The organism is Psychrobacter sp. DM8 (assembly GCF_051307025.1).
GTDB lineage: Bacteria > Pseudomonadota > Gammaproteobacteria > Pseudomonadales > Moraxellaceae > Psychrobacter.
In genome coordinates this window covers 2,212,830-2,239,613 of sequence record NZ_CP195538.1, presented here as the reverse complement: position 1 = coordinate 2,239,613, position 26,784 = coordinate 2,212,830, and the positions used below count along the sequence as shown (strand labels likewise).

At 46.3% G+C, this 26,784-nt stretch carries 18 protein-coding genes and 1 pseudogene; 7 read left to right on the top strand and 12 right to left on the bottom strand.

Going from position 1 to position 26,784, the window contains the following annotated elements; all coding sequences use genetic code 11:
• Positions 1-204: 204 nt before the first annotated feature.
• From ACR64J_RS09545 to ACR64J_RS09535, 3 genes and pseudogenes are all read left to right on the top strand, one after another.
• Positions 205-8,712 (top strand): annotated as a pseudogene (locus ACR64J_RS09545) (YadA-like family protein); the annotation flags it as partial.
• A gap of 148 nt (positions 8,713-8,860) precedes the next feature.
• The gene (locus ACR64J_RS09540; RefSeq protein ID WP_435949458.1) at positions 8,861-9,673 is read left to right on the top strand and encodes an OmpA family protein; all 813 of its coding nucleotides are present in this window, start codon (positions 8,861-8,863) and stop codon (positions 9,671-9,673) included.
• Between the two features lie 88 nt (positions 9,674-9,761).
• Positions 9,762-10,250 (top strand): M48 metallopeptidase family protein, encoded by a 489-nt coding sequence (locus tag ACR64J_RS09535; RefSeq protein WP_435949457.1) that lies wholly within the window; start codon positions 9,762-9,764, stop codon positions 10,248-10,250.
• A 101-nt stretch (positions 10,251-10,351) separates the two neighbouring features.
• Here the strand turns inward: ACR64J_RS09535 and ACR64J_RS09530 are convergent, their stop codons facing one another.
• The gene (locus ACR64J_RS09530) at positions 10,352-11,980 is read right to left on the bottom strand and encodes a long-chain fatty acid--CoA ligase (protein ID WP_435949456.1); all 1,629 of its coding nucleotides are present in this window, start codon (positions 11,978-11,980) and stop codon (positions 10,352-10,354) included.
• A 256-nt stretch (positions 11,981-12,236) separates the two neighbouring features.
• Between ACR64J_RS09530 and ACR64J_RS09525 the strand changes: the two genes are divergently transcribed.
• On the top strand, positions 12,237-13,541 hold the full coding sequence (locus ACR64J_RS09525) for a Y-family DNA polymerase (protein WP_435949455.1): 1,305 nt from the start codon (positions 12,237-12,239) through the stop codon (positions 13,539-13,541).
• Between the two features lie 43 nt (positions 13,542-13,584).
• Positions 13,585-14,010 (top strand): translesion error-prone DNA polymerase V autoproteolytic subunit, encoded by a 426-nt coding sequence (umuD, locus tag ACR64J_RS09520; protein WP_435949454.1) that lies wholly within the window; start codon positions 13,585-13,587, stop codon positions 14,008-14,010.
• A 32-nt stretch (positions 14,011-14,042) separates the two neighbouring features.
• Here umuD and ACR64J_RS09515 read toward each other — a convergent pair whose 3' ends face one another.
• The 8 genes from ACR64J_RS09515 to ACR64J_RS09480 form a co-directional block, all read right to left on the bottom strand.
• Complete coding sequence (locus tag ACR64J_RS09515; protein ID WP_435949453.1) at positions 14,043-14,783, bottom strand: MauE/DoxX family redox-associated membrane protein; 741 nt, start codon at positions 14,781-14,783, stop codon at positions 14,043-14,045.
• 70 nt (positions 14,784-14,853) lie between these two features.
• The gene (locus ACR64J_RS09510; RefSeq protein WP_435949451.1) at positions 14,854-15,321 is read right to left on the bottom strand and encodes a DUF305 domain-containing protein; all 468 of its coding nucleotides are present in this window, start codon (positions 15,319-15,321) and stop codon (positions 14,854-14,856) included.
• Positions 15,322-15,347: 26 nt separating this feature from the next.
• Entirely contained in the window at positions 15,348-16,481 is a 1,134-nt protein-coding gene (locus ACR64J_RS09505) for a copper resistance protein B (protein WP_435949449.1), read from the bottom strand.
• Between the two features lie 25 nt (positions 16,482-16,506).
• The gene (locus tag ACR64J_RS09500; RefSeq protein WP_435949448.1) at positions 16,507-18,204 is read right to left on the bottom strand and encodes a copper resistance system multicopper oxidase; all 1,698 of its coding nucleotides are present in this window, start codon (positions 18,202-18,204) and stop codon (positions 16,507-16,509) included.
• 127 nt (positions 18,205-18,331) lie between these two features.
• A complete protein-coding gene (locus ACR64J_RS09495; protein ID WP_435951063.1) occupies positions 18,332-18,964 on the bottom strand; it encodes a DUF411 domain-containing protein in 633 nt (210 codons plus the stop codon).
• A gap of 23 nt (positions 18,965-18,987) precedes the next feature.
• A complete protein-coding gene (locus ACR64J_RS09490; RefSeq protein ID WP_435949446.1) occupies positions 18,988-19,605 on the bottom strand; it encodes a c-type cytochrome in 618 nt (205 codons plus the stop codon).
• A 186-nt stretch (positions 19,606-19,791) separates the two neighbouring features.
• Positions 19,792-20,064 carry a hypothetical protein gene (locus ACR64J_RS09485; RefSeq protein ID WP_435949444.1) on the bottom strand — a complete coding sequence of 91 codons (273 nt, stop codon included), beginning with the start codon at positions 20,062-20,064 and terminating at the stop codon, positions 19,792-19,794.
• 180 nt (positions 20,065-20,244) lie between these two features.
• Positions 20,245-20,571, bottom strand: a complete 327-nt coding sequence (locus tag ACR64J_RS09480) for a hypothetical protein (RefSeq protein ID WP_435949443.1) — start codon at positions 20,569-20,571, stop codon at positions 20,245-20,247.
• Between the two features lie 226 nt (positions 20,572-20,797).
• Between ACR64J_RS09480 and ACR64J_RS09475 the strand changes: the two genes are divergently transcribed.
• Together ACR64J_RS09475 and ACR64J_RS09470 are read left to right on the top strand one after the other, a co-directional pair.
• Positions 20,798-21,496, top strand: coding sequence for a heavy metal response regulator transcription factor (locus ACR64J_RS09475; protein ID WP_435949442.1), 699 nt, complete (start codon positions 20,798-20,800; stop codon positions 21,494-21,496).
• Between the two features lies 1 nt (position 21,497).
• Entirely contained in the window at positions 21,498-22,961 is a 1,464-nt protein-coding gene (locus ACR64J_RS09470) for an ATP-binding protein (RefSeq protein WP_435949441.1), read from the top strand.
• A gap of 50 nt (positions 22,962-23,011) precedes the next feature.
• Here ACR64J_RS09470 and ACR64J_RS09465 read toward each other — a convergent pair whose 3' ends face one another.
• The 3 genes from ACR64J_RS09465 to ACR64J_RS09455 all read right to left on the bottom strand — a co-directional run bounded on the left by ACR64J_RS09465 (position 23,012) and on the right by ACR64J_RS09455 (position 26,776).
• Entirely contained in the window at positions 23,012-23,680 is a 669-nt protein-coding gene (locus ACR64J_RS09465; RefSeq protein ID WP_435949440.1) for a c-type cytochrome, read from the bottom strand.
• Between the two features lie 55 nt (positions 23,681-23,735).
• Complete coding sequence (locus tag ACR64J_RS09460) at positions 23,736-25,337, bottom strand: NAD(P)/FAD-dependent oxidoreductase (RefSeq protein WP_317198742.1); 1,602 nt, start codon at positions 25,335-25,337, stop codon at positions 23,736-23,738.
• A gap of 80 nt (positions 25,338-25,417) precedes the next feature.
• Entirely contained in the window at positions 25,418-26,776 is a 1,359-nt protein-coding gene (locus ACR64J_RS09455) for a c-type cytochrome (RefSeq protein WP_435949439.1), read from the bottom strand.
• Positions 26,777-26,784 lie beyond the last annotated feature (8 nt).

Sequence of the window (26,784 nt, the reverse complement as noted above, 5' to 3'; positions counted from 1 at the left end):
AATAAAATCATTAATATCTTATTAATTATTCGCAGCCTTATGTTTCTAAACAAAATGTTTTAATTACTAAAAGCATTATTTTTTGTTTCGAGATTAATGGCTATAGACCTATATCGTCTCTATGGATTTCAAGGAAGAAGCGCTATGAATCGCAATTTTAAAGTAATTTGGAATAGATCATTAGGGTGCTTTATGGCTGTTGCAGAATATGCAAAGAGCCGTGGCAAGTCTTCAAGTTCTGCTGTCAGTTCTGGCGTTAGTCCTTCTACAGGCGCTATGGCAGGAAGCATACGACTAGTAAAATTAAGTGCGTTGTGTGTGGGGATGGCTGCTACTGGATTTAGTATGCAGGTAGTAGCAGGCTATGAGGCAGGCGGTGGGACAACGTTTAACAACTGTACAAGAGGTACTACTGGTTCTGGTACTGAATCTGCTTCGATAGCTATTGGAAATGATGTTTTAAATAATATTGCTTGTGCCTCAGGTCCAGAGGCAATCGCAATAGGTGCAAATCTTGCAGCATCAGGTTCACAGGCTACAGCAATCGGTAGTGATATTATTGCGAGTGGTGATCTATCAGTCATTATAGGTCAAAATTTCAATAGTAATCCTACGACATCTACTGGTGCAGGTGGGGTTGCTATTGGTAGTGGCTTATCTCCAAATTTAGATAGCCCAATTGCCAATGGAATTGGTTCTGTTGCTATCGGTTCAAGTGGAAATGCCACTACCAATGGCTTAAACGGTGCTATCGCTTCAGGAAACCATGCCTTAGCTCTCATGTCTGGTGCAGAGGCATCAGGTGTAAACTCTGTTGCTATTGGTGCAGGTTCTAAGGCTTCTGCCGCCAATGCTTATGCCCTTGGTGAAAGCGCTAATGCAGCAGCTCAAAACACCGTTGCACTTGGTGCGGACACTAGTAGTAATACACAATATGGGGTCAGCATCGGTCGTGCTGCAAGCTCAACAGGTCAATCCTCTGTTGCTATAGGCGGTGGCACAGCTGGTGGCGGCGCTGCTCAAACTAGTGGTCAGGGAGCTATCGCCATTGGTAGTGGCGGCAGCAACGCTGACGGTGCAAAAGCTACTAACATTCGTGCTATTGCCATTGGTCAAGGAGCTGTAGCCGATCAAAATTCTAGTATTAGTATCGGTGCCACTGCCAATGCAAGCATTGCTAACTCTGTTGCTTTGGGCGCAGGCTCAACAACAACTGCACCAGCGGGCGTTTCATTCTTGACTAATGTCGCCGCAGTACCTGCAAATGGTGTGGTGTCTGTTGGCACTGCTACAGCGACCAGACGTATTCAGAATGTCGCAGGCGGCTCGGCTGCGACTGATGCGGTAAACGTGGCTCAACTAACAGAACAAAACACGAGAACTAATAAACAAGGTGTCGATACTGCAGCTGCGCTTGGTGGTGGATCTACTTATACTGCAAATACTGGCGCGGTTAGCTTACCAACCTACAGTATAGGCGGTGCAAGCTTTAACAGTGTTGGTACTGCACTTGGAAATTTAGATGGTCGCACGACAACGAACACAGGTAATATCACTAATTTACAAAATCAGACGTTTAGACTACGTGCAAATGCTGATACGTCAACTGCGGTAGCCGCAAGCGATACGGTCACTTTCCTCGATGGCAATAATGTCAATATTACGCGCACAGGCAATAACGTCACTATCGGTACTTCAGCAACCCCAACCTTTACTAGCGTGACTACAGGTAACAGCTTACTGAACAATGCAGGTTTAACGATTACAGGTGGTCCAAGTGTCACAGCTGCGGGTATCAATGCAGCAGGCAACAAGATTACTAATGTTACTGCAGGTACAGCGAATACAGATGCTGCTAACGTTGCTCAAGTCACTGCAGCTAGAACGATTGTAGCAGCAGGGACTAACGTTGCTAGTGTAACGAAAACAACAAGCGTGGCAACAGGACAAGATACTTATACTGTTAATGCTAATGGGTCTAAAGTCACAGCAGGCTCTGGTGCAGTTACTATCACTGAGACCGCAATTGCTAACAATGTTACTCAATCTGCAGTCGATCTAAGCGCAGATAGTAAAGCAAGCTTAGTTAGAGCAGATAACTCAGTTCAGTATGACAATGCTGGTAAAACTAGCGTGACTCTAGGCGGTGGTGCAGATGGTACCACACTGACCAATCTCAAAGCGGGCGTCAATGCCAAAGATGCGGTAAACGTCACTCAGCTAAATACAGTGAGCACTGCTGCTAATAGAGGTATCAATGTTACAACGGCTCAAACGGGCACTGGTACGGTTACTGGCACCTCAGTGGCTCAAGTGGCCACTGGGGAGACGGCAACATTCACCGCAGGAAATAATATTGCAATCACTCAGGCAGGCAAAGAAGTACAAATTGCTGTCAGCGCAACGCCAACCTTTACTAGCGTGACTACAGGTAACAGTGTTCTTAATAATACTGGTCTAACCATTACAGGCGGTACTAACGGCACTGTTGCACTTACCAACACCGGTCTTGATAACGGCAACAACACCATCACCAACGTAGCAGATGGTACGGACAACACTGACGCTGTGAACCTAGGTCAACTAAACGCCGCCGCCAATACTACAACCAACACCGCACCCGTAGTCTATACCCAAGCGGACGGCACCCAAGTGTATAGACAAGCCAATGGTGACTTCAACACCGCAGTAGATGGTACAGGTACAGCAGTTGCGCCTGCGAACATCATCACAAGCATTCGTAGTGCAGATGGCAGCACCACCACAGCGACCAGATTGAGCAACGTTGCCCCAGGTACCATAGGTACAGGTAGCACTGATGCTGTGAATGGTAGTCAGCTCAATACGACGAATACAAGAGTGGCGAACAACACCACCGCTTTAGGTGGTAGCTACGATGCGACAACAGGAGACTACACAGCGCCTGAGTATAACGTTGTAGCTAACCCATCAAGCGCGACGACCACACCATTTAACACCGTCAAAGGTGCAGTAGAACAGCTTAGTGACGCTATCCAAACGCCGCTTACCTTTACTGGTAATACAGGCACCACCGATCGAAAACTGGGTGAGACTCTAGCAATAACAGGTAATGGCAACCTAAGCACTGTCAGTTCAGCGAGTGGCGTTGCCATCAGTCTAAGTGACACCCCAACCTTTACTAGCGTGACGACAGGAAATACTGTTGTCAATACAAATGGCGTGACGATCACGAACGGTGCTAATACCACTACACTGAGTACAAACGGTACCACTGTCTTTGATGGTAATAACACGACTAACTATGGTGCAAATGGATTCAACATAGCAGGCGGTCCAAGTGCAACGGTCAATGGTATTGATGCTGGTGGTAGTGTTATTAGACGTGTAGCTGATGGCAATTTAGGTCTCAATAGCAATCAAGCTGTAAACGGTAGTCAACTATTCAAGATTGCAGACTCTACTGCTAATAACTTTGGCGGTGGCTCATCTGTTAGACCTAACGGTACTATAAGTGCACCAAGATATGTTCTGGATGACGGTACTAACCAAGGACAGACGACTACAGTCCGTAATGTCGGTGACGCGCTTGGCAATCTTGACACCCGCACCACCACCAACACCGGTGACATCGCTAACATTCAAGAGCAGGCCAACCTGGGCTTTAACATCACCGCCAATGGCGTTGAGGCCGATGAGGACAACGTTCAATTGGGTGAAACCGTTGACTTTACCAGTGATGACAACCTAGTCACCACCGTCAGTGATAACGGTATCAACTACAGCTTAGCTGAGAACATCAACGTCACCAGCGTCACCGCAACCGATGGCGATGATCGCACCAGTCTGACGGCTACTGGCACTACTGTTACAGACGGCACCAACACCAGCACCTATGGCGCTGATGGCTTCACTGCAACCGATGGCACAGACTCAACCGTCTTTAACCAAGCGGGTGTCACCTTCTTAGATGACAACAATGATCCTATTGGTCCAAGTATCACTCGTAGCGGTATTGATGCTGGTAACACCGTGATCACAAGCGTCGCCCCAGGCAGCCTTGCTGATAACTCAACCGACGCCATCAATGGCGCTCAGTTGAACACCGCAGCAGACTCTATCGCAACTCGTCTTGGTGGCGACTCAACCTTCGATCCTGCTACGGGTACCTTTACCTCACCGAACTACGTACTTGATGACGGCACTAACAGTGGCACTAACGCGACAGCGTTTACCAACGTCGGTGACGCGCTTGGCAATCTTGACACCCGCACCACCACTAACACCGGTGACATCGCTAACATTCAAGAGCAGGCCAACCTGGGCTTTAACATCACCGCCAATGGCGTTGAGGCCGATGAGGACAACGTTCAATTGGGTGAAACCGTTGACTTTACCAGTGATGACAACCTAGTCACCACCGTCAGTGATAACGGTATCAACTACAGCTTAGCTGAGAACATCAACGTCACCAGCGTCACCGCAACCGATGGCGATGATCGCACCAGTCTGACGGCTACTGGCACTACTGTTACAGACGGCACCAACACCAGCACCTATGGCGCTGATGGCTTCACCGCAACCGATGGCACAGACTCAACCGTCTTTAACCAAGCGGGTGTCACCTTCTTAGATGACAACAATGATCCTATTGGTCCAAGTATCACTCGTAGCGGTATTGATGCTGGTAACACCGTGATCACAAGCGTCGCCCCAGGCAGCCTTGCTGATAACTCAACCGACGCCATCAATGGCGCTCAGTTGAACACCGCAGCAGACTCTATCGCAACTCGTCTTGGTGGCGACTCAACCTTCGATCCTGCTACGGGTACCTTTACCTCACCGAACTACGTACTTGATGACGGCACTAACAGTGGCACTAACGCGACAGCGTTTACCAACGTCGGTGACGCGCTTGGCAATCTTGACACCCGCACCACCACTAACACCGGTGACATCGCTAACATTCAAGAGCAGGCCAACCTGGGCTTTAACATCACCGCCAATGGCGTTGAGGCCGATGAGGACAACGTTCAATTGGGTGAAACCGTTGACTTTACCAGTGATGACAACCTAGTCACCACCGTCAGTGATAACGGTATCAACTACAGCTTAGCTGAGAACATCAACGTCACCAGCGTCACCGCAACCGATGGCGATGATCGCACCAGTCTGACGGCTACTGGCACTACTGTTACAGACGGCACCAACACCAGCACCTATGGCGCTGATGGCTTCACCGCAACCGATGGCACAGACTCAACCGTCTTTAACCAAGCGGGTGTCACCTTCTTAGATGACAACAATGATCCTATTGGTCCAAGTATCACTCGTAGCGGTATTGATGCTGGTAACACCGTGATCACAAGCGTCGCCCCAGGCAGCCTTGCTGATAACTCAACCGACGCCATCAATGGCGCTCAGTTGAACACCGCAGCAGACTCTATCGCAACTCGTCTTGGTGGCGACTCAACCTTCGATCCTGCTACGGGTACCTTTACCTCACCGAACTACGTACTTGATGACGGCACTAACAGTGGCACTAACGCGACAGCGTTTACCAACGTCGGTGACGCGCTTGGCAATCTTGACACCCGCACCACCACTAACACCGGTGACATCGCTAACATTCAAGAGCAGGCCAACCTGGGCTTTAACATCACCGCCAATGGCGTTGAGGCCGATGAGGACAACGTTCAATTGGGTGAAACCGTTGACTTTACCAGTGATGACAACCTAGTCACCACCGTCAGTGATAACGGTATCAACTACAGCTTAGCTGAGAACATCAACGTCACCAGCGTCACCGCAACCGATGGCGATGATCGCACCAGTCTGACGGCTACTGGCACTACTGTTACAGACGGCACCAACACCAGCACCTATGGCGCTGATGGCTTCACCGCAACCGATGGTACAGACTCAACCGTCTTTAACCAAGCGGGTGTCACCTTCTTAGATGACAACAATGATCCTATTGGTCCAAGTATCACTCGTAGCGGTATTGATGCTGGTAACACCGTGATCACAAGCGTCGCCCCAGGCAGCCTTGCTGATAACTCAACCGACGCCATCAATGGCGCTCAGTTGAACACCGCAGCAGACTCTATCGCAACTCGTCTTGGTGGCGACTCAACCTTCGATCCTGCTACGGGTACCTTTACCTCACCGAACTACGTACTTGATGACGGCACTAACAGTGGCACTAACGCGACAGCGTTTACCAACGTCGGTGACGCGCTTGGCAATCTTGACACCCGCACCACCACTAACACCGGTGACATCGCTAACATTCAAGAGCAGGCCAACCTGGGCTTTAACATCACCGCCAATGGCGTTGAGGCCGATGAGGATAACGTTCAATTGGGTGAAACCGTTGACTTTACCAGTGATGACAACCTAGTCACCACCGTCAGTGATAACGGTATCAACTACAGCTTAGCTGAGAACATCAACGTCACCAGCGTCACCGCAACCGATGGCGATGATCGCACCAGTCTGACGGCTACTGGCACCAGTGTTACAGATGACACCAACACCAGCACCTATGGCGCTAATGGCTTCACCGCAACCGATGGTATGAATAGCACTATCTTAGACCAAGCAGGACTTAGGTTTACAAACGCTAATGGCGCAACGGGACCAAGTGTCACAGCGCAGGGTATCGATGCAAATGATACTAAAATCAGTAATCTTGCTGATGGGACATTAGCTAGCGATGCAGCAACCTTTGGTCAGCTATCTACTATTACTGACAACATAACCGCAGCCGGTGTTCAGTATGATCGTAATACCGATGATACAGTGAACTATGACCAAGTCAGCTTTGCTGGCACACCAGCAGTAATCGAGCAAGATGATAGCGGTAATAATATCGTCGTTAGTGGTGGTACGACACTTAGGAACGTCGCAAACGGTGTTATTGCGTCTGACGCAGTCAATAAAGGTCAGCTTGATAGTATCGTTGCCAATCAGATCACTGACGTGGAAATTAAAGATCAAAATGGCAATGTGATTGGTACTAAAAACGTTACCAATCAGGTAATCAATACCAATATCAATACAGATTCGCCAAATCAGAATTCCTTATTCTTAACCTACAATAAAGAAGGTCAAGAAGTCACTGATCGTCTAACTATTGGTCAAACGGTGCAGAAAATGAATACGGAAGGGGTTAAATTTGCTCATACCAATGCAAGTCCTCAAAGTAAGGGTGATATTGCTAGTGGTGTAACAAATGACTCAAGTGCAGGTGGTGAAAACTCAACCGCTATCGGAGTTAATGCCATTATTACTGAAAAGGGCAAATCTTCAGTTGCTTTGGGTCATAATACTTTAGTCGCTGGCGCATCTTCTGTAGCAATTGGTGATGGTGCTCAAGCCAACGGTAATCAGTCTATTAGTGTAGGCACAGGCAACATCGTCAACGGTAATAACTCTGGTGCCTTTGGTGATCCAAGCATTATTAATGGTAATAACAGTTACTCAGTGGGTAATAATAATACGATTAACAGTGACGATACTTTTGTACTAGGTAATGGTATTACAGCAAACCAAAACGGTTCGGTGGTATTAGGACTGGGTTCTGCAGCAATGACAGGTGCTGGAGTATTAGGCTTTGGGGCTGCTGGTAACTCTGCAATTACGGCGACTACGAGTACTACAGGAGCAGTTGCTGTAGGTAATGCGTCAAATGGTGTATATCGTCAAATTACAGGCGTTGCTGCTGGTACAGCTGACTCTGATGCCGTCAACGTCTCGCAGCTAAAAGCGGTCAGCGACGCGCTTGGTGATAGCAATACCTCGCTTAGCAATGCTGCGGTACAATATGACAAAAACCCAGATGACACTGTCAATAAAGGTAGCATTACGCTAGGTGGCGGCGCTGAAGGTACCACTATTACCAATGTAAAAGGTGGCGCTATAAACGCAACCAGCACTGATGCTATCAATGGTGGTCAGTTGCATAATCTAGGTAATGATGTTGCTGGTATTATCGGCGGTGATGCTAGCTATGATGCAGATGGTAACTTGACCGTTAATAACATTGGCGGTACAGGAAAAGGTAACATTAGTGATGCCATTGCTGCTGTCAATCAAGGTAATGCTCAAGCTAATGAGGACATCCAAGCCAATAGCGAAGATATTCAAGCTAATACAGATAGACTAGATTCTGGCTTAAGCTTTGGCGCTGATAGTGGTGATAACATTGATAAGCCGATAGGTGATGATACGGCCGTCAATTTCCAAGGCAGTAATAATATCAGTACAACTACGACTGATAATGGCATCAAGTTTGATCTCAACGGTAACATTAGTGTAGATAGTGTCACCGCTGCCACGATTACGACAGGCAATACTACTATTAACAGTAATGGCGTCACTATTGCAGATGGTCCGAGTATGACTGTGAACGGAATCAACGCAGGTAACCAAGTTATTAGTGGCGTTGCTGACGGTATCGAAGTTAATGATGCGGTTAACGTCGGTCAGCTCAATAACTTTGGTAATCGAGTCAACGGTGCTATTAACGAGCTTGGTTATAGAATAGATGACGTTGCAGATGATGCCAATGCAGGTATTTCAGCAGCTATGGCGATGTCATCAATTCCACAATCTTTCATCCCAGGTAAATCGATGATTGGTGGTGGTATCTCCAGCTATAACGGTGAAGGTGCGGTAGCAGTAGGACTCTCAAGGGTCTCTGATAATGGTCGCTGGGTTATCAAAGCGAATGGTACAGCAGATACGCAAGGGAATGCGGGCGGTGCAGTTGGTGCAGGTTTCCATTTTTAATGTAACCTCATTGTTTGATGACGGTGTTTATCTAGGCTAGATAGATGCCGTCAAACTACTCATAAAATATATTAAGGAATGGATAATGAAACAATCTGTATATGGCTACGGCGCTTTAGCCGTTGTTTTACTGCTCTCAGTAACGGGATGTACGCGAAGTATCAGTACTAATCTGACCGATGACGGCCGAGTGAGCGCCAGTGATTTGGTGTTTCCAGAGCAGGATACTGCTTGGCGAAAAGAAGGTAGAATCGTTGACGCGGATGACGTAGCTAAGATAAGACCTGGTGTGAACAAAGAGCAGCTCTACCAGCTTATTGGTCCGCCTCACTTTAGCGAAGGCTATAAAGCTCGTGAATGGGACTATATTCTTAACTTCTACGATAACAATCAACAAGTAAAGACTTGTCAATACAAAGTCATTTTTGATAAAGAGTACAAGGGTCAGGAGTTTTATTGGAGTCCTGCTGACTGTCCACCCCAGCAAGCGAACATTGTTGAGTCTACCCGTGAGAATATGACTATCAGTGCTGACACTTTATTTGAGTTTGATGGCTCTAGCACACAGAATATGATGCCACAAGGCAAGCGTGATCTTGATACTTTGGCACAAAAACTCAGACAGTCACAACAGATGGGTTATAGCAAAGTGATGATCACAGGTCATACAGATCGTAAGGGCGATGCCGCTTATAACATGAGATTATCTAATCAGCGCGCTCAAAGTGTTGCGAACTATTTAGTCTCTCAAGGCGTCAATCCTAACACTATAGTGGCAACGGGAGCAGGGGAGTCGCAGCCTATTGTACAGTGCTCAACTAACCTGCCGCGTCAGCAAGAGATCGATTGCTTGCAACCTAATCGCCGTGTTACGCTTGACGTCACAGTCAGTCAGTAACTTAAAAATATAAGTTAATTAAGAAAAAGGTGCTAATCATTGATTGGCACCTTTTTTGTTTCAACACGCGTAAGTAAGGACAACACCAGTGACCCCCTTAAAATACATTGCTCATTATCCTGAGCACATTCAAACGCAAGCTAGCGAGCTCATTAGCAGTGGTCGACTAGGCGCGTATATCGAGCAGCGCTATCCAGACACGCATCAGATTCAAAGTGACAAAGCGCTTTACCAGTATGTGAACGATATAAAAACCGAATACATGCGTAAAAGTGGCACTTTATCGCAGGTACGCTATGACAGTAAACTGAGTACCCTCAAAAACGCGCTAGGCATTCATACCTATCAGTCACGCGTGCAAGGCAACAAGCTCAAATCACACAATGGTATTACCGTAGCTAGCTTATTTAAAGAGGCGCCGCCTGAATTTTTACGGATGATTGTGGTTCATGAACTGGCACATTTTAAAGAAAAAGAGCACAGCAAGGCCTTTTACCAATTATGCTGTCATATGGAGCCCAACTATCATCAGTTTGAGTTGGATACTCGGTTGTGGTTGCAGTGGCTTGAGCTATGACTTTTGCCCACTCAAAGAATAAAAAGCCTGCAACGTTGCAGGCTTTTATGAGGTAAAAATAAGATAACTATTAAGGCAATGTCAAAGCAATTCGATAACGCTTACTGCTCAAGCAAGACATCACCATGCTCGTCACGCAGATTCTTTTTCATCATTTTACCTGCGCCGTTCAACACAATATTATCGACAAAGACAACCTTATCAGGGATTTGCCAGCTGGCAACTTTATCTTTATAAAAGTCTAAAATCTGCGCCTCATCGACGCTTGAGTCGTCTTCTTTAACCACAATCAATACAGGACGCTCGCCCCACTCTTTATGATTGGCGGCAATAGCGGCTGCCATTTTTACCTCTGGATGACCGGCGGCAATATTTTCAAGCTCGACTGAGGATATCCATTCACCGCCTGACTTAATCAAATCTTTTGAGCGATCGCGGATGTTCATATAGCCATCTTCATCAATGGTGGCGATATCACCAGTGTCAAACCAGCCGTCTTCGGTAATCGCATCTGGCTTGTGGGTGAAATAGTCATCGATGACCCAGTGCCCGCGAATTTGCAAGCGTCCTTGTGCCTCGCCGTCCTCGGCTACGGGCTGATCCTTTTGCTCAGTACCCATCAGACGTATCTGCACACCATAAGGCGGGCGACCTTGCGATTTGCGTAGCTCGTTGATCTCTTCCTTGCTCAGCGATTTATGCTTGGCTTTAATCTGATTCATCGTCCCAAGTGGGCTGGTTTCTGTCATGCCCCAACCATGGATGGCGTCACAATTGAAGTCTTCTCTGAACGTTTTGATAATCGACGGTGGACAAGCCGCGCCGCCAACGATAGTGCGCGTCATACTATCGAGTTTGCTGCCTTTATTCTTAGCAGCGGTCAGCAGGCTTTGCCAAATAGTCGGTACACCCAGCGCCACCGTTACTTTATAGTCATCAATCACAGAGACCAGACTATCGCCGTCTAGGTTCGGTCCTGGCAAAATAAGTGAGCAACCTGTGAGTGCTGCGGCATAAGGCGTACCCCAAGCATTGACATGGAACATCGGTACCACAGGCAGCAGGACATCTTGCGCTGATAGCGCAGACACATCAGGCATACATAGGGCGATGGCGTGTAGCACGGAGGAGCGATGCGAGTACAAGATACCTTTTGGATTACCTGTCGTCCCTGAGGTATAGCATAGGGAACTGGCTTGTTTTTCATCGAACTGCGGCCAGTCAAAATTAGTATTGTTCTCGGCCAATAACTCATCAAAAAATAGCGCGTCAGGTAATTGCTCTAAAACTTTCTCATCGCGATCGCCCAACAAGATAAAGTGCTTAATACCTTTGATATGCTCTTTGATAGCCGCGATAAGGGGCAAAAAGGTAATATCAAAAAACAGTACCTGATCTTCGGCGTCATTAATAATGTAGGCGAGCTGCTCGGGGAATAGACGCGGATTGATAGTGTGGCAAATCATACCGCTACCTGAGATGGCATACCATGCCTCCAAGTGACGGCGATTGTTCCAAGCGAGAGTCGCGATGCGGTCTGAGGACTTAAGTCCCAAAGCCTCCAAGGCATTCGCCAGACGTTTTGAGTTGTCTGAGACGCTCAGCCAATCACTCTGGGTCATGGTGCCATCGACTTCTTTTGAATAGACCGCCGTGTCGCCATGATATTGCGCGGCATGCTCAATTAGGCTACTAATCAGCAGCGGCTGGTACATCATTTTTCCTAACATTTACATATCCTTATTGTGGTGGTTAGCACTTATCCATAATCATCTTTAAAAGAGGGTGCGCATTTAGTATACGTCAATTTTTACGCCTAACACTATTATTTATATCACGTTTTTAAATGACTTTATTCAAAATATAACGACAACCACTGACGTGTCATTAATTTTTTGACTTGAAAAATTCCCTGCTATCTTCTTACAATCAAAGCCATTTCTTCTATCTTTTTTACAAAAATTTTTATCACCCAAAGAGTCCGCCATGTATGCGCTCGTCGATTGCAACAGCTTTTATGCCAACTGTGAGAAGCTGTTTCGCCCTGATTTAAAGGATAAACCCGTCGTCGTCTTATCGAATAACGATGGCTGCGTAGTCGCGCGCTCACCTGAGGCCAAGCGTCTGGGTATCAAGATGGGCGTGCCATATTTTCAGGTCAAAGAGTTCTGTAACGAGCACAAAGTGACGGTATTTAGCTCCAACTATGCGCTTTATGCGGATATGTCGCAGCGGGTAATGACGACGATAGAGACTTTGTGCCCGACAGTTGAGGTGTACTCTATCGATGAGGCGTTTTTGTATTTGGCAGATTATCCCGTCGCGATGCAAGATTTAAAGGCCTATGCGAGCAAGCTAAAAATGATTATCGAGAGTCATACCGGTATCGCGGTCAGCGTCGGTATCGGCAGTACCAAAACCATGGCAAAGCTTGCCAATCATGCTGCCAAAAAATACCCTGCAACAAATGGTATCTGCGTGCTTGAGAGTTTGAGGTGGATACGCCGTTTGATGCAAATTACAGATGTGGGCGAGTTATGGGGCGTCGGTCGGCGCTACAAGCTGAGGTTAAATGCTATGGGTATTCATACGGTTCATCAATTGGCGGTGTGCGAGCCTGGCAAGATTCGTCAGCACTTCGGCGTGGTATTAGAGCGTACCTGCTTGGAGCTGAATGGTCAGTCTTGTCTCGGCATTGAGAGCATAGAGCCTAAAAAACAAATCATCTCCTCGCGCTCTTTTTCGCGCCGCGTGACTTGCCTTGATGAGCTCAGCGAATCGATCTGTAGCCATGTAGCAAAAGCGGCGAGCAAACTGCGCAAACAAGACAGCGTTTGTCATTATCTCAGTGTGTTTTCTATGAATAGCCCATTTAATCAATCCGAGACTTATACTGCGATATCTGGTCAATATCAGTTTGTAACACCGACAGCGGACACGCGGGTAATGATATTGGCCGCGCGCCAAGTGCTCCAAATTATTTATAAAGAAAACGTTCGTTATGCCAAAGCTGGCGTCATACTACTAGATTTGTGCCCGCATGATGAGGTGCAGCTAGATTTATTCGCTAATAAAAGTGATTCAAAAGACGATCAGATATCAGATAAAAGTGAAGTAATTACTACTCTTATGGATGAGCTTAATAAGAAGTACGGACAGAACAGTCAGCAGCAAGCAGCGCTCTTTATCGCCAGTGAAGGCATCAAGGACAAACAAACGTGGCAGATGAGTCGCGAGATGCTATCGCCTTGCTACACCACTAATATCAATCAAATCCCAAAAGTACACTAGCTTAATAAAGAAAGGCTAGTGCTTTTAAATAACAGGCGCAACTATGACAGTAAAAATAATAGGTAAATTGACAGATGAAGGCAATCCCGTCCTTTTATCGCTCTATAGCGATAGGGTCAAAGCAGGGTTTCCGAGTCCAGCGACCGACTACGTACAAAATCGTATCGATCTCAATACTTTGCTCATTCGTCATCCGGCGACGACGTATCTGGTCGAAGTAGAAGGCGATAGCATGATCGATATCGGTATCTATCCCAACGATATTTTGGTGGTGGATAGATCACTGACCGCGAGCAATAAAGATATCGTGATTGCATTAGTCGATGATGGTTTTGCCGCCAAGCAATTGATATTAGGTGAGACGATTATTTTGCGCTCGTTAAATGAGGATTATACCGATATCGAAGTCAAAGGCTCGCTTGAGCTGTTTGGGGTGGTGGCGAGTGGTATTAGGCGCTTTAAGCGTTAAGAGGTTTTGTTAAGTAGTATAACTACTGAGCACTACAACACTCGAATCAACATATAAATGCCCATACCGACCATCATGATGTTCTCAGTCAAAGAGACAAAGCCAAGCGGTACGTTTGAATTACCACCCACGCAGGCGCATTTGAGCTCGCGCTTGTCTATATAGACCGCTTTGAACACGGATATACCATTGATACCGCCGATAAATATTGCAACGATAGCTGCTAAAATACTCAACCATGCGACATTTGCAAACATAGCAATACCGACAAATGCCTCAGCAAAGGGATAAACATACGCATAACGCACCACTTTGCGCGCTAGCAAATCATAGCCCAAAAACTGATTGGTAAAGCTTTCTAAATCTTGCAGCTTTTGAATGGCAAGTACTATCATTGACAAGGCAATAAACCAGATAATCGTTTGTATAGTAAATAGCGTACCGCTTATACCCCAAGTAAGTGAGAGACTAGCCAAAGCTGTGGTTGCAAATATTGCAATCACAGGCGTATAACTAAATTCATCCTCTTTAGCAACATCCTTACCAAAAAAAGCTTGCAGATCATCATAGCCACCTACGCGCGCGCCATCGATAAATATTTGCGGCGTGGTAGTGACATCGAATTTATCTTTGACCGCTTGCGTCTCAGCATCATTGGTTAAGGGTTTATCCTCAATCTCATAGCCTTTACGCTGCAAGAGATCAAGCGCTTTTAGACCAAAGGGACAGACATGATTGGGCTTTACCATACGGTAAACAGTTGCTGTTTTCATCGCCGATGCTCCTATTAATAAAATGATCTATGGGCGTTTTTTTCCAGCTTGTGTTTGGGTATACTTATCTTTATTCAAGCTCTTCAATGAGTGCTTGCATCTCACCAATTTCACGCTTTTGTGCTTCGATAATATCATCAGCCAATTGGCGCACGCGTGGATCGTCGATATCAGCGCGTGTACTGGTCAAGATAGCTATGGAGTGATGCGGTATCATTGCTTGCATCCAATCGACCTGATCGACTGTTTGTTGTGAGCGCACGCCCCACAATCCAAAAGCAAACAACACCACGCTCAAGCCGTAAACCATTAGATTAACTTTAGTTTTTTTGTACATATTGCCCATAAAGGCGAGCATGATAATCGCCATCATCGCGCCCATGTACAGCGCCATATAGGCACGAGTCTCGCTAAAATAAACGTGATCCCATTGATACGTATTAAAGTACATCATGATATACATGACGATGGTTGAGGTGAGTATCATCAAAAAGAATTTAAGATACGGGTTCATCTGCTTTTGATTAGCGTTATCCATCACAAACCTCCAAAGTAACTATCCAATTAAAACCAAAATTTTACGCCAGCGGTTACGCTACTAGAGTCAACGGCTTCATCTGACTGACGACGCAGATCTCGCGCATTACCTAGGGCAGACTCATAACTGACACCCACATAGGGCGCGAGCTGACGACTTAATGTCTCATAAGTGAGCCGAACATTCGTCTCCAGCTCATTAAAGCCTTTGGTTATGTTATTGTCAGTATCATCCTTGCTAAATGCTGTTAACTCAACCTCAGGTATTACCACCCAATGCTGATCTAATCGCCACTCGTACTCTGCGCCTAGATCTAGACGAACCTGCCCATCGGTGTACAGATAAGCCCTAGCATCGGTCTCAATGAAGTAGGGCGCAGTGCCAACAACGCCTGCCATAATGGCAGATTTATCATTCTCGGTATCATAAGCGACGCCCGCTTCCCCATTCCAAAAGATACCAAGCGGTTTCCAATAAGCCAGCGAGGTCAAGCTCTCGATGTCTTTGTTGTCTTTAGTTTGCGCGCTGCCTTCAGTACGCAATCTAAGACGAGTGCTATCATCACCGTACCAGCCCTCGATCTCAAAGTTAATTAGATCGTCATTGAACTGATAACCCAAATCATCTACTGATATGCCCCATAACGGCATGCTACCCATCATTACAGGCTTACCAAAGCGACCATAAGGAACGCCGTTTGAGTAGTCAGGGCTGCGAGCATCAGCTGGAGCATCCCCGCCTTGCATCCCTGACATGTCCATACTGCCATGATCCATGCCCGACATATACATGCCACTATGATCCATATCTGACATATCGCCTGACATGTCCATGCCACTATGATCCATTTCTAACATATCCATGCCCGACATATCCATTGCGCTGTGATCCATATCCGGCATATCGCCTGACATGTCCATGCCACTATGACCCATATCCATGCCGCTATGATCCATAGTGCTATGATCCATACCAGACATATCCATGCTGCTGTGATCCATACCTGACATATCGCCCGACATATCCATGCCACTATGGTCCATATCCATGCCGCTGTGATCCATTTCAGCAGCCGTTGCAAAGGATGATACCAATGCTGATGTTAATAATACTAGCGATGACACTCCAATGAATGGCAGACTGCTTTTAACTTTTTTCATAATAAGCCTCATATTCTACAATTCATTAAACAACGGCAACTTCTCTAAACATCCCAGCTTCCATGTGATAGAGCAGATGGCAATGCCACGCCCATCGTCCCGCTTCTCCTGTGACATCGAAGCTAATCTTTTGCGCAGGTTGCACGACGATAGTATGTTTGCGCACTTGAAAGTCGCCATTAGGGGTGCGCAGATCGCTCCACATACCATGCAAATGCATAGGATGATTCATCATAGTGTCATTCACTAAGGTAATGCGTACGCGCTCACCTGGCCTGATATTGACAGGGGCCGCGTCTTTGAACATGACGCCATCTAGCGCCCAAATATAGCGCTCCATATTACCTGTTAAATGAATTTCAATCTCTCGAGTGGGTTTGCGCTGCTCGGCAAGTACCTGATTATCAACAGAGCGTAACTGATCATAAGTCAAAACTTTACGATTAATCTCACGTAGATTAATACCCGGATCATCGAGATTGATACGTGGGCTATCGACGCGCATATCAGACTTAAAGTCATACTCGGTCCTGGCATGTTTTGCTTTATAACCCTTATTGCCCATAGCACCCATCATATCGGCCATGGTGAGCCATTCGATACCGTCCATCTTTGGAATAGCGGCGCGAGCGCCTTTTTTGGTTGCAAGGGTAGTGGCAACAAAACCTGACCGATCAATGTTTTGCGCGAATATCGTGTGCGCGTCCTGAGTGGGTGTGACGATGACATCATAAGTCTCAGCCACGCCAATACGAAAATCATCAACATCGACAGGGGATACATCATTACCATCGGTCGAGACAACTTTCATCTTCAGACCCGGTATGCGCACATCAAATATGGTTTGCGCAGAGCCATTGATAAAGCGTAATTTAACGGGCTGTCCTGCTTTGATGAGCTGCGTCCAGTTGGCCGCTGTCGTTTTACCATTCATCAGATAAGTAAAGGTATTCTCGCCAGATAAATCCGTAAAGTCAGTTGGCATCATGCGCATCTGATTCCACATTTTGCGCTTATCAAAAGCGGCCTCTAAATCCGTGGCGGCGATATCAGACAGCAGTTTTTTGAAGTCTGGCAGATGATAATTATCAAAGTCTGCGCGCTGCTTTAATAGTTTCAATAAGTTATGCGGATCACGGTGCGTCCAATCACTGAGCAAGATAACGTGATCTTCCGCTACAGGATAACGCTCCGCGCCTTTTGGCTCAATGACAATAGCGCCGCGCATACCCGTTTGCTCTTGAAAGCCTGAATGCGAGTGATACCAATAAGTACCTGATTGCACGAGTTTAAAGGTATAAGTAAAGGTGCTATTTGCAGGAATACCATCAAAGCTAATGCCGGGTACGCCGTCCATCTCATAGGGTACGAGCAAGCCATGCCAGTGAATAGAGGTCGACTCATTTAACTGATTATGGACGCGGATAACAACCGTATCACCCTCTTGCATTTTGAGCGTTGGCGCTGGCAGTGAGTCATTAATAAGCGTCGCCATGCTTGATTTACCATTGACGGTAATCATTTTTTCACTGACATATAGGTCGAACTCGTTACCCGTAAGTATAGGCAATTTATGATCAGGTTTATCACTGTTAACGACAACTTTCTGATTTTTGCTCAATGCACTATTAGCCATTGTCGGCAGCGTCGATAGCATGGACGCTCCGAGCAAGGTGGATGACCCTGTCAGAAAACGCCTACGGTTAAAAGTATTATTATTCATAATGTTGACCTAATTTATCTTGTTAAAAATCTACTAACTCTTATTTAACTTGGATAATTAATAGCTTATTACCAAAGAAGTACCTTTTTTGGCGTAGACTGAGACTTATTCACTACTTAAACCAAAGCTATAACTGCGCCTCAGGAGAGTCAATGTCAGCATAAACAGCTGTTGAGCCATCCTTGTTAAGTTGCATAACTTTATAAGGCATAAATTTATCTTGATATTCCATACCAGGACTACCCACTGGCATGCTCGGTACCGCAAGACCAATGGCGCCACTTGGCGGCTTAGCCAAAAACTGCGCCATATATTTGGCAGGGACGTGACCTTCAAACACATAACCGTCAGTGGTGACAGTGGTATGACAAGAGCGCATTTGCTGCGGGACGCTATAGCGGTCTTTAAATAGAGATAAATCATCGACATCGTGCGCGGTTGCGCTCAACCCATGACCTTCAGCATGACCTATCCACTCTTTACAGCAGCCACAATTGGCGTCTTTATAAACGGTCGCTGAGACGTTTTGTAAAATGCTGGACTGACTCGTTGAGGGTGCGCTGACAGGCATCATCTGAGCTTTTGGCTGCTGTGATTGCGCCAATTGGGTGACAGTAGATGGCTCAGTTGCCGATGTCACGTCAGTAGCATTTACATCAGGCTCGCTACAAGCAATTAACGTTGACGCTGCGACCAACAAGACCAGCGATCCAAACCACTTACTAGGATTCACAGATAATTTACGGTTATAGGGTGTCATCATTACCTCTCATCTTATGGTAGTTAGTGTTGCATCTCATCATCTGACATATCCATCATCTCGCTATTCATCTCGCCATCAACATCATTATCAAACGACATATCCATCATCTCATCATCGAATCTAGTAGTCAGCATCGTATATTGATTGGCATTTAGCTCAGGTAAGGATCTGATAAAAGCCATCATCGCCCACATTCTATCGTCATCGTGAGTGGCACCCCATGCTGGCATGCCAGATGCCATAATACCGTGCTTGATCGCCCAAAACCCTTGTCTGGCACCTGCCTGCGTCTGATAGTGAGCCACGACTTTGGCATCAGTAAAGTTAGGCGGCTTGGGGTACAACCCAGCGCTCAGGTCAGTTTGAGCCGCATCAGGAGATAAATGACAACCGGCACACATATCTTTGTAATCGGCGCCGCCTGAGCTGATCATCTCCACCTTGTCTAAATTTGGGACGACGATATCTCGACTGGCGTTCTCGATAGAGCGACTGCGAGCCGTCTCCAATATAGTATAGACCAGCTTACTGTGTGCTTGATCGGCACCGATGTTGATCACACCCGTATTAACAACGATAAAAATAGCAACGAGCGCTATGATAACGGACGCGAGCATACCGAGTAAAAACTTCATCATTAATCCTAAGGTTTGCGATTATTGATCCTCTTTATCGCTTGATAAGCACATTGTATTTATTCTATAAAAACACTTAATCTATAAAAACGGCTCTATCAAAACGGACATATCAAAACCAATACATTAGATAAATAGAGCCATGTCCATATCAAACGCAACTGTTTAAACGCAACTGTTTAAACGCAACTACGGTTTTGATGTCATGCTATTTTTATCATCACTACTGACGCAGTGTTTTTGATACATCTGCTTCATTTTGCCCATATTAGTCATCATCGCTTGCATAGCAGGATCACTCATATCCATCTTGCTATGATCCATTTTGCCCATCATCTGCATATGTTTGTCCATCTTTTCGCAATTCATCTGATCCTTTTGCGCATGCATTTTTGGATCGTGAGCCAGCGCTGACGTGGAGACGGCGATACCGATAGTAGCGGTAATAATAAGATGAGACATTGATTTAACTTTAAGTGTTGATTTAACTTTGGGCATTGATTTAAACAGTGACATGGTAAATCCTTATGTATTATTAAAAATAAAATTTGGGTGATGAGATCAGCTTAAAGCATAGCTGATCTATTCTGACAAAGAGATGACAGCAAGATGACAATATTGTCATGTTGCTGGGTTTTGATTTTAATCTTGCTCATATTCATTTAGCATAGATGGGGCTCTAGAGTTACTACCGCGTCCATACTTGTCTATAAAATACTTTTCAGACTGAAGATGTTGATCCTCATGTTCAACAGCACAAGCCACTCGTGCATCAATGTAACTTTTCATTTGGGCATTAGAGATTTGCGCGTTGTTATGATCTAAATTGCTAGCAAAGGTAGTGAGGTTATCGCAGTTATCGATAATGGAGGTGCTTAGAGTAGTCGTATGCGCGTTAGCTGCTGACATACCAATAAACATAGAAGCGGATAGGAGTAGTACTTTTTTGAATGACCCGTAATTTTTCATATAACACCTTTAATAGATTATTGAATACCGAATTAATTGCTGTTAAGAATAATGCATAGCCGCTACTCGTATCAGGAATGAGCCGCTATGTACTATGGGTATAGATTAGCAAACGCAGACTGACAATCTGATGACGAGCACGTGACATCTTTGTCAGATAGCAGTCAGTGTTGTCATTTTTGTTAACTTGAGCATTAAACAGCCAACGTTATGGTGAAGGATGGTTATGAAAGTACTACTAGTAGAAGATGAGCAAAAGCTTGGCGAGTATATAAAAAAGGGCTTGAGTGAAGCGGGGTTCATTGTTGAGCATCATACGACGGGGCTAGATGGTCACCATGCTTTGATGACGCAAAACTTTAGCGTTATTATCATGGATGTTATGTTGCCAGATATCAGCGGTTTTGAGCTGGTACGCAGTTACCGCGCGGCAGGCAAGCTCACGCCGGTGTTATTCTTGACCGCAAAAGACGATCTGAGCGATAAGATAAAGGGGATTGAAATCGGCGGTGATGATTATCTGACCAAGCCCTTTGCTTTTGCTGAACTCATCGTACGTATAAAAAGCCTACTGCGCCGCGCCAATCAAGCCGACTACCAAAATACTCAGTTACAAATTGCTGATTTGAAAATGGATATCGCCAAACGCAGCGTCAGCCGTAGTGACACCGTCATTAAGCTGACGGCAAAAGAATTTGCTCTGTTACAGTTCTTGCTTGAGCGCCGCAGTGAGGTGCTACCGCGCTCGGTCATTGCCTCACAAGTATGGGATATGAATTTTGATAGCGACACCAACGTCATCGATGTAGCCATAAGGCGGCTGCGCATCAAGATCGATGATGATTATGAGACCAAGCTGATTCATACAGTACGCGGTATGGGCTACAAATTAGAAGTGTTATCCCCTGTTAAAGTAGACGCCTAATATGATGGCTGATAAGGTAAAAAGTACTTTTGATAATCGACGTCTGCCGCTGTTATGGCGCACGGTACTGCTGCTAACGATATTCGTTGTCCTCTCGCAGGTTATCATTTATATCTGGGTTCAGCGCTCTGTAAAAGGTCACTTTGAGCAGATGGATGCGGAGATTATTACCCATGCCGCCTTTAATTTACGCAAACGCTTAAGCGACGCGCCAGAGCCAAACGTACTGTCCAACGCATTGCCAAACGCACAAATAGTATCGAATACAGCAAACTTGTCAGTGCCGATAGACGCGGATCACTTGCATTCCTCGCAGCTAGATTATGATTTAAAGACCCTCATTACCGACGCTAATGGGCGTTTGCTAACAAGCGTTCCAAATGGTTTTGCCGATGAGTTGCCTATTGAGGTGAATATTGCGTCACTGTGGCAACAGTATCGTGAGCAGCAGTTCGTCATAGAGATAAACGACAGGCGTTATCGCGCTTTGATTATCAAAGATAACGAGGTGCTCGCTTTTATTGCCTTACCCATTGATGTACATCATCAGTATCTAGTACAGTTCAATCGTCAGCTAAGTCTGATTTTGCTTGCGATTACTTTGCTACTGGTCTCTATTGCTGCGCTTAGCGTCTACTGGGGCTTTGCGCCATTAGCGACTATCGTGCAAAAGATGAAAGGCATCAATCCTGAGCGCTTGGATGAGCGGTTGACGGTCAGCGATATGCCGCTAGAGCTGCGTCCATTAGCCCAGTCGTATAACCTGATGCTGGCAAAGCTTGAGAGTAATTTTGACTCGTTATCAAGGTTCTCCGACAATATCGCCCACGAACTGCGTACGCCGCTTGCTACTTTGAGTACTCAGACTCAGGTCATGCTGAGTAAACCTAGAGCAAGCGAGGAATACATTGAGCAGCTTCATCATCAGCACGATACCCTCGAGCAGCTATCGAGTCTGATTAACAATATGCTATTGCTCGCCAAGACCCAAAAAGGTCTAAAGGACTCACAACTGAGTCCCGTTGACACCGAAGATTTGATGACCAAGCTGATAGAGTATTATGAATTGATCGCCGAGGATCGCAGGATTACCTTTGAGAAGTCTGGCGTATTTGCGTCGGTACTGGGGGACGCAGGCTTGCTTCAAAGACTATTTGCTAACCTAATATCCAATGCCATCTATTACGCGGCAAGTGATAGCGTCATTGGTATTAAAGCATCAAAGCTGACGCCTACCTCCCTTACTATAACTGTTAGCAATCGCTTGACGCATGCTTTGACGCAGACCGATGCCAATAAACTCTTTGAGCGCTTTTATCGTCATGACAAAACCAGCAGCGATCACTCAGGCTCAGGGCTAGGATTATCCATCGTGCAAGCAATTGCGCAGGCGCACAAAGGCAAAGTTGATATCAATATCAATGAAGATACCTTTGAGGTTAGGGTAGCGTTACTGCTCAGCTGATAAGGGAAGGAATGGTCGTAAATCTATTATTACTGTCATTATCGTTACAGCTACTCACTCGGATCAGGCCCTGGCGCAAACTCGTGGCGTAGTTGGGCGACATTGGCAGCAGTTACTTTATCAGTATAAGGATTTAATTCGCTGTGCACATACTGCGTCACTGCGGCTATTTGCTCATCATCCATCATGCTATGAAAGGCGGGCATACCGCGCAATCCATTCATCGTAACGCTGATAATATAGTATTTAGATTCCATCTTGCTGTTATCGGCAAGCGGCGGATAGTAGCCCGCGCCCTGTGCGCCTTTACCATCTACCATATGGCAGCCCGCGCACGAGTCATCATATAGCTTTTTGCCGTTCGTAGTAAAAAATCCCTTTTTACCTTGTGTGCTACCTTCAAATTTGACGAGCCACTTTTGCAAACCCGCATCATTACTCATCTTAGGAATTGAGCTGACATCGACGATATTCATAGGCGGGCGGGTTAGCTCGTCTTTGGACATGTAGACTGCGCCCCACGCACCGTTGTTGCGGCTGGCTTGATTGCTAAAATTGTCGCTAGAAACTATTGGCGTTTGTAAACTGGCAATAGTAGGGGCGCTTTGTTTATGGTATTGGCTACATCCTGATAAAAAAGCGCTGCCGCACATTATCAATAGAATGGGCAAACGATAGGATTTATGACCCTTTATCCGAGTAGGTTTTGCTTTTGTCATGTTTAATATCGCCTTTGTGTTCGTCGCTATTTACCAAAGATTAATGACTTCACTATTAACCGAGTTTTTTTGCCTTTTGATGTAAGCGGTTTGCCGAATCCATCCCTGATAATATCGCGCCTTCTTGCCAAGCGGGAATGTGTGAGCAGTGCTCACCTGCCAATACAATGCGGTGGTCAATAGCGCATAGGGTGTCGTAATATTGCTCGCGGCTTGATTCACTCCAAATGCCGTAGCAGCCAAGCGACCACGGAATACGGTGCCATGCTACTGAAGTGCCCGCGCGAAACTCTTTAGTGTACTGCGGATGAATGCGTTTGCCATACTCGAGCGCTGCGCTGATGCGCTCTTTTGGCGTAAGTGAGTTGAACTTATAAGACGCCTCGCCAAAACCGTAAGCGCCAAGGAGCACGCCAGATCCTGAACTAAACAGATCTTGCGAGGGGTAGGAGATTTGGGTTATCGGCAAGTCGGTATAAGTAATACCGCCGTAGATCCACTCATCCTCCTCCCAAAAGCGCCGCTTAAATTCCAAACCGACTTTATAGGAGCTGTCATAAGGCACCGCTGCCATTGCTTGCTTCATCGGCTCTGAGACATTGATGTCAATTTGGGTCAATATAGACAGTGGAATCGTACAAATACACCAATCGGCTCGAACGCTTTTGCCCATACCTTCAGGGTTGTCAGTATTGATATAATCAACAGTCACGCCCGTCTCATCCTGATTAATCTTGGTCACTTTGGCATTGAAAGTAATCATATCGCGGCACTCGCGGGTAAAGGCGTCGCCAATTTTGCCCATACCGCCTACGGGCTGAAACATCGCAGGCTGATGCACGTGTACCGTGTAATTGTTATAGATATCGGCCCACATCTCTGAATTGAGAAGTTTATCCCTTGGTATCGGCGTCGATGGCTGCGCGTCAGGCATCAAACCGCCGCCTGGATAGACGCTATAGCCGCGATGCTTGCTGGTGTCATGACTTTTGACATAACGATAATTATTGTCGAGCACGCCCCAGCCTTTGAGTCCGACGAGTAGCTTTTCTTTATCTTCTGTAGTGACCGCATCATCCAAGCTGCCTTTGTTCATCGCTTTGGATAATAGCTCGGAGACATAACCGCGAATATCGTTTTGCACATCGCCTAAACGCTGGGGTGCACCATTAAAATGATTGGTACGATGCAAATAAGCACGATCATTGGTTTGGATAAAGGGTTGCAAAGCGACATTGAATTTTTTGCAATAATGAAAAACGGCGTAGTGATGAATAGGCAGTCGCCACGGCCCACCGTTAAAGTAATTGCCTTTTTGAAAGTTGCAAGTGACTTGCTCGCCGCCAAGCTCGGTATATTTATCGCCGCTATTTAAGGTCCAGCTACGTCCGCCACCGCGGTTTTGGTATTCAAGAACCGTGACTTTATAGCCTGCTTTGCGTAACTCATAGGCTGCTGTAAGACCCGCCAAACCTGCACCAAGGATGACAATGCTAGCACCAGCAGGTGCGCCTTTTAAAGTCATCTCTTGTTTAAAGCTAGACTCTGATGCGAAACCTAAAGTCGTCATCGCCTGATACATAGCCGCCGCGCCCGCAGTCTTACCTATCATCGCGAGCAGTTGCCTGCGCGTAGGAGAGGGCAGCAAATCATTCATCTTATTATCCTTATCGTACTCAGTATTTATAATAGTCACTCAAGCAAATTTATAATCAGCGACTTTTTTTATTTAACAATTTAGCTTTTATTTTTAATGACGCGTTTGACTTCAGCCGCACTGACATCACTGCTTGGTAAGCCGCCAAAGGTAACGCGCACATAGTTGCTGATGCTCGCTATTTGCGCGTGGCTTAAATCTTCTTTGAACCCTGGCATTTTGGGAGCGGTATTGAACGCGCCTTTTGCCCCAAAGGCGATAACGCCAATCAGCGCATCAGGTTTGGCGCGGCGAATGCTACTCAGACCGACGATAGCGGCATAGCGTGCATCGGGCTGCGCATAGCCATCGACACCATGACAGCTGGCACAATGAGTCAGGTACAAGCCCTTTGGCGAATTGCTGTTATTGATAGTGCTAGTACTAATAGTAGGGGTCGTCTTAGCTTTGGCTAGATAGTCTTCTTGTTCTAACAAGTCATAGGTAATAGAGTCGCTAATAGGCGTGGGCAAACGAGCGATGTTGACGGGTATTAGGTAGTCATCGGTCTTGATAGCAGGGATGACTTTTAGATAATTCGCCATCGCTATCAAATCGTCATCCGTCAAATAACGGGTGCTATGAGCGACCGCTTCTGCCATTGGACCGCCCGCATAAGCTCGTTTATCAAGCTTGCCTGTACGTAGATAGGTGATGATATCGAGCTCGCTCCAGCGTCCAATACCCGTATCGTTATCAGGGGTGATGTTAGGCGCAAACCACTTACCGAGCGGCGCGCCAGAGAGATAGCGATCTTTATCTAGACCTTGAGTGAGATTACGCGGGGTGTGACAAGTACCGCAATGCTCTAGATTATTGACTAGATATTCACCGCGCTGCTCTACAGGCGTCAGACCTACGCGGTTCTCGGTTGAGGGCACATTGATGACATTCCACGCGAGCATCAGACTGCGTATATTTAACGGAAAAGGCAAGTGAGTGGTTTTGTCAGGCGCTTTTTCTACTGGCGGCACAGTTTGAAAGTAAGCAAACAAGGCGCTGATATCAGCATTGCTCATACCATGATAAGAAGGATAGGGCATAGCAGGATAAATTTGGTGATTAGGCGCGCGACCTTTACGCAATGCTTTTGCCAGATCAGCTTCGGTGTAATTACCGATACCATAAGTCTTGGACGAGGTAATATTGGTTGAGTAGATATTGCCAATAGGCGTCTCGATAGCAACGCCGCCGCTATAGTCCTCACGGTGACACGCCATGCAATCAGCAGTACGCGCCACATAAGCGCCGCGATTGGCTAGATCGCTATTGACTGGGCTGACGTGGGGCAGACTTATCCTAGGCGGCAAGGTCTTTTGGACACTTATACTGTCTGCTATAGCTGCATTGGCAACCAAAGGTGCAACCAGTGCCGCCATTATTATAAAAAGAGGCTTCATAATATCCT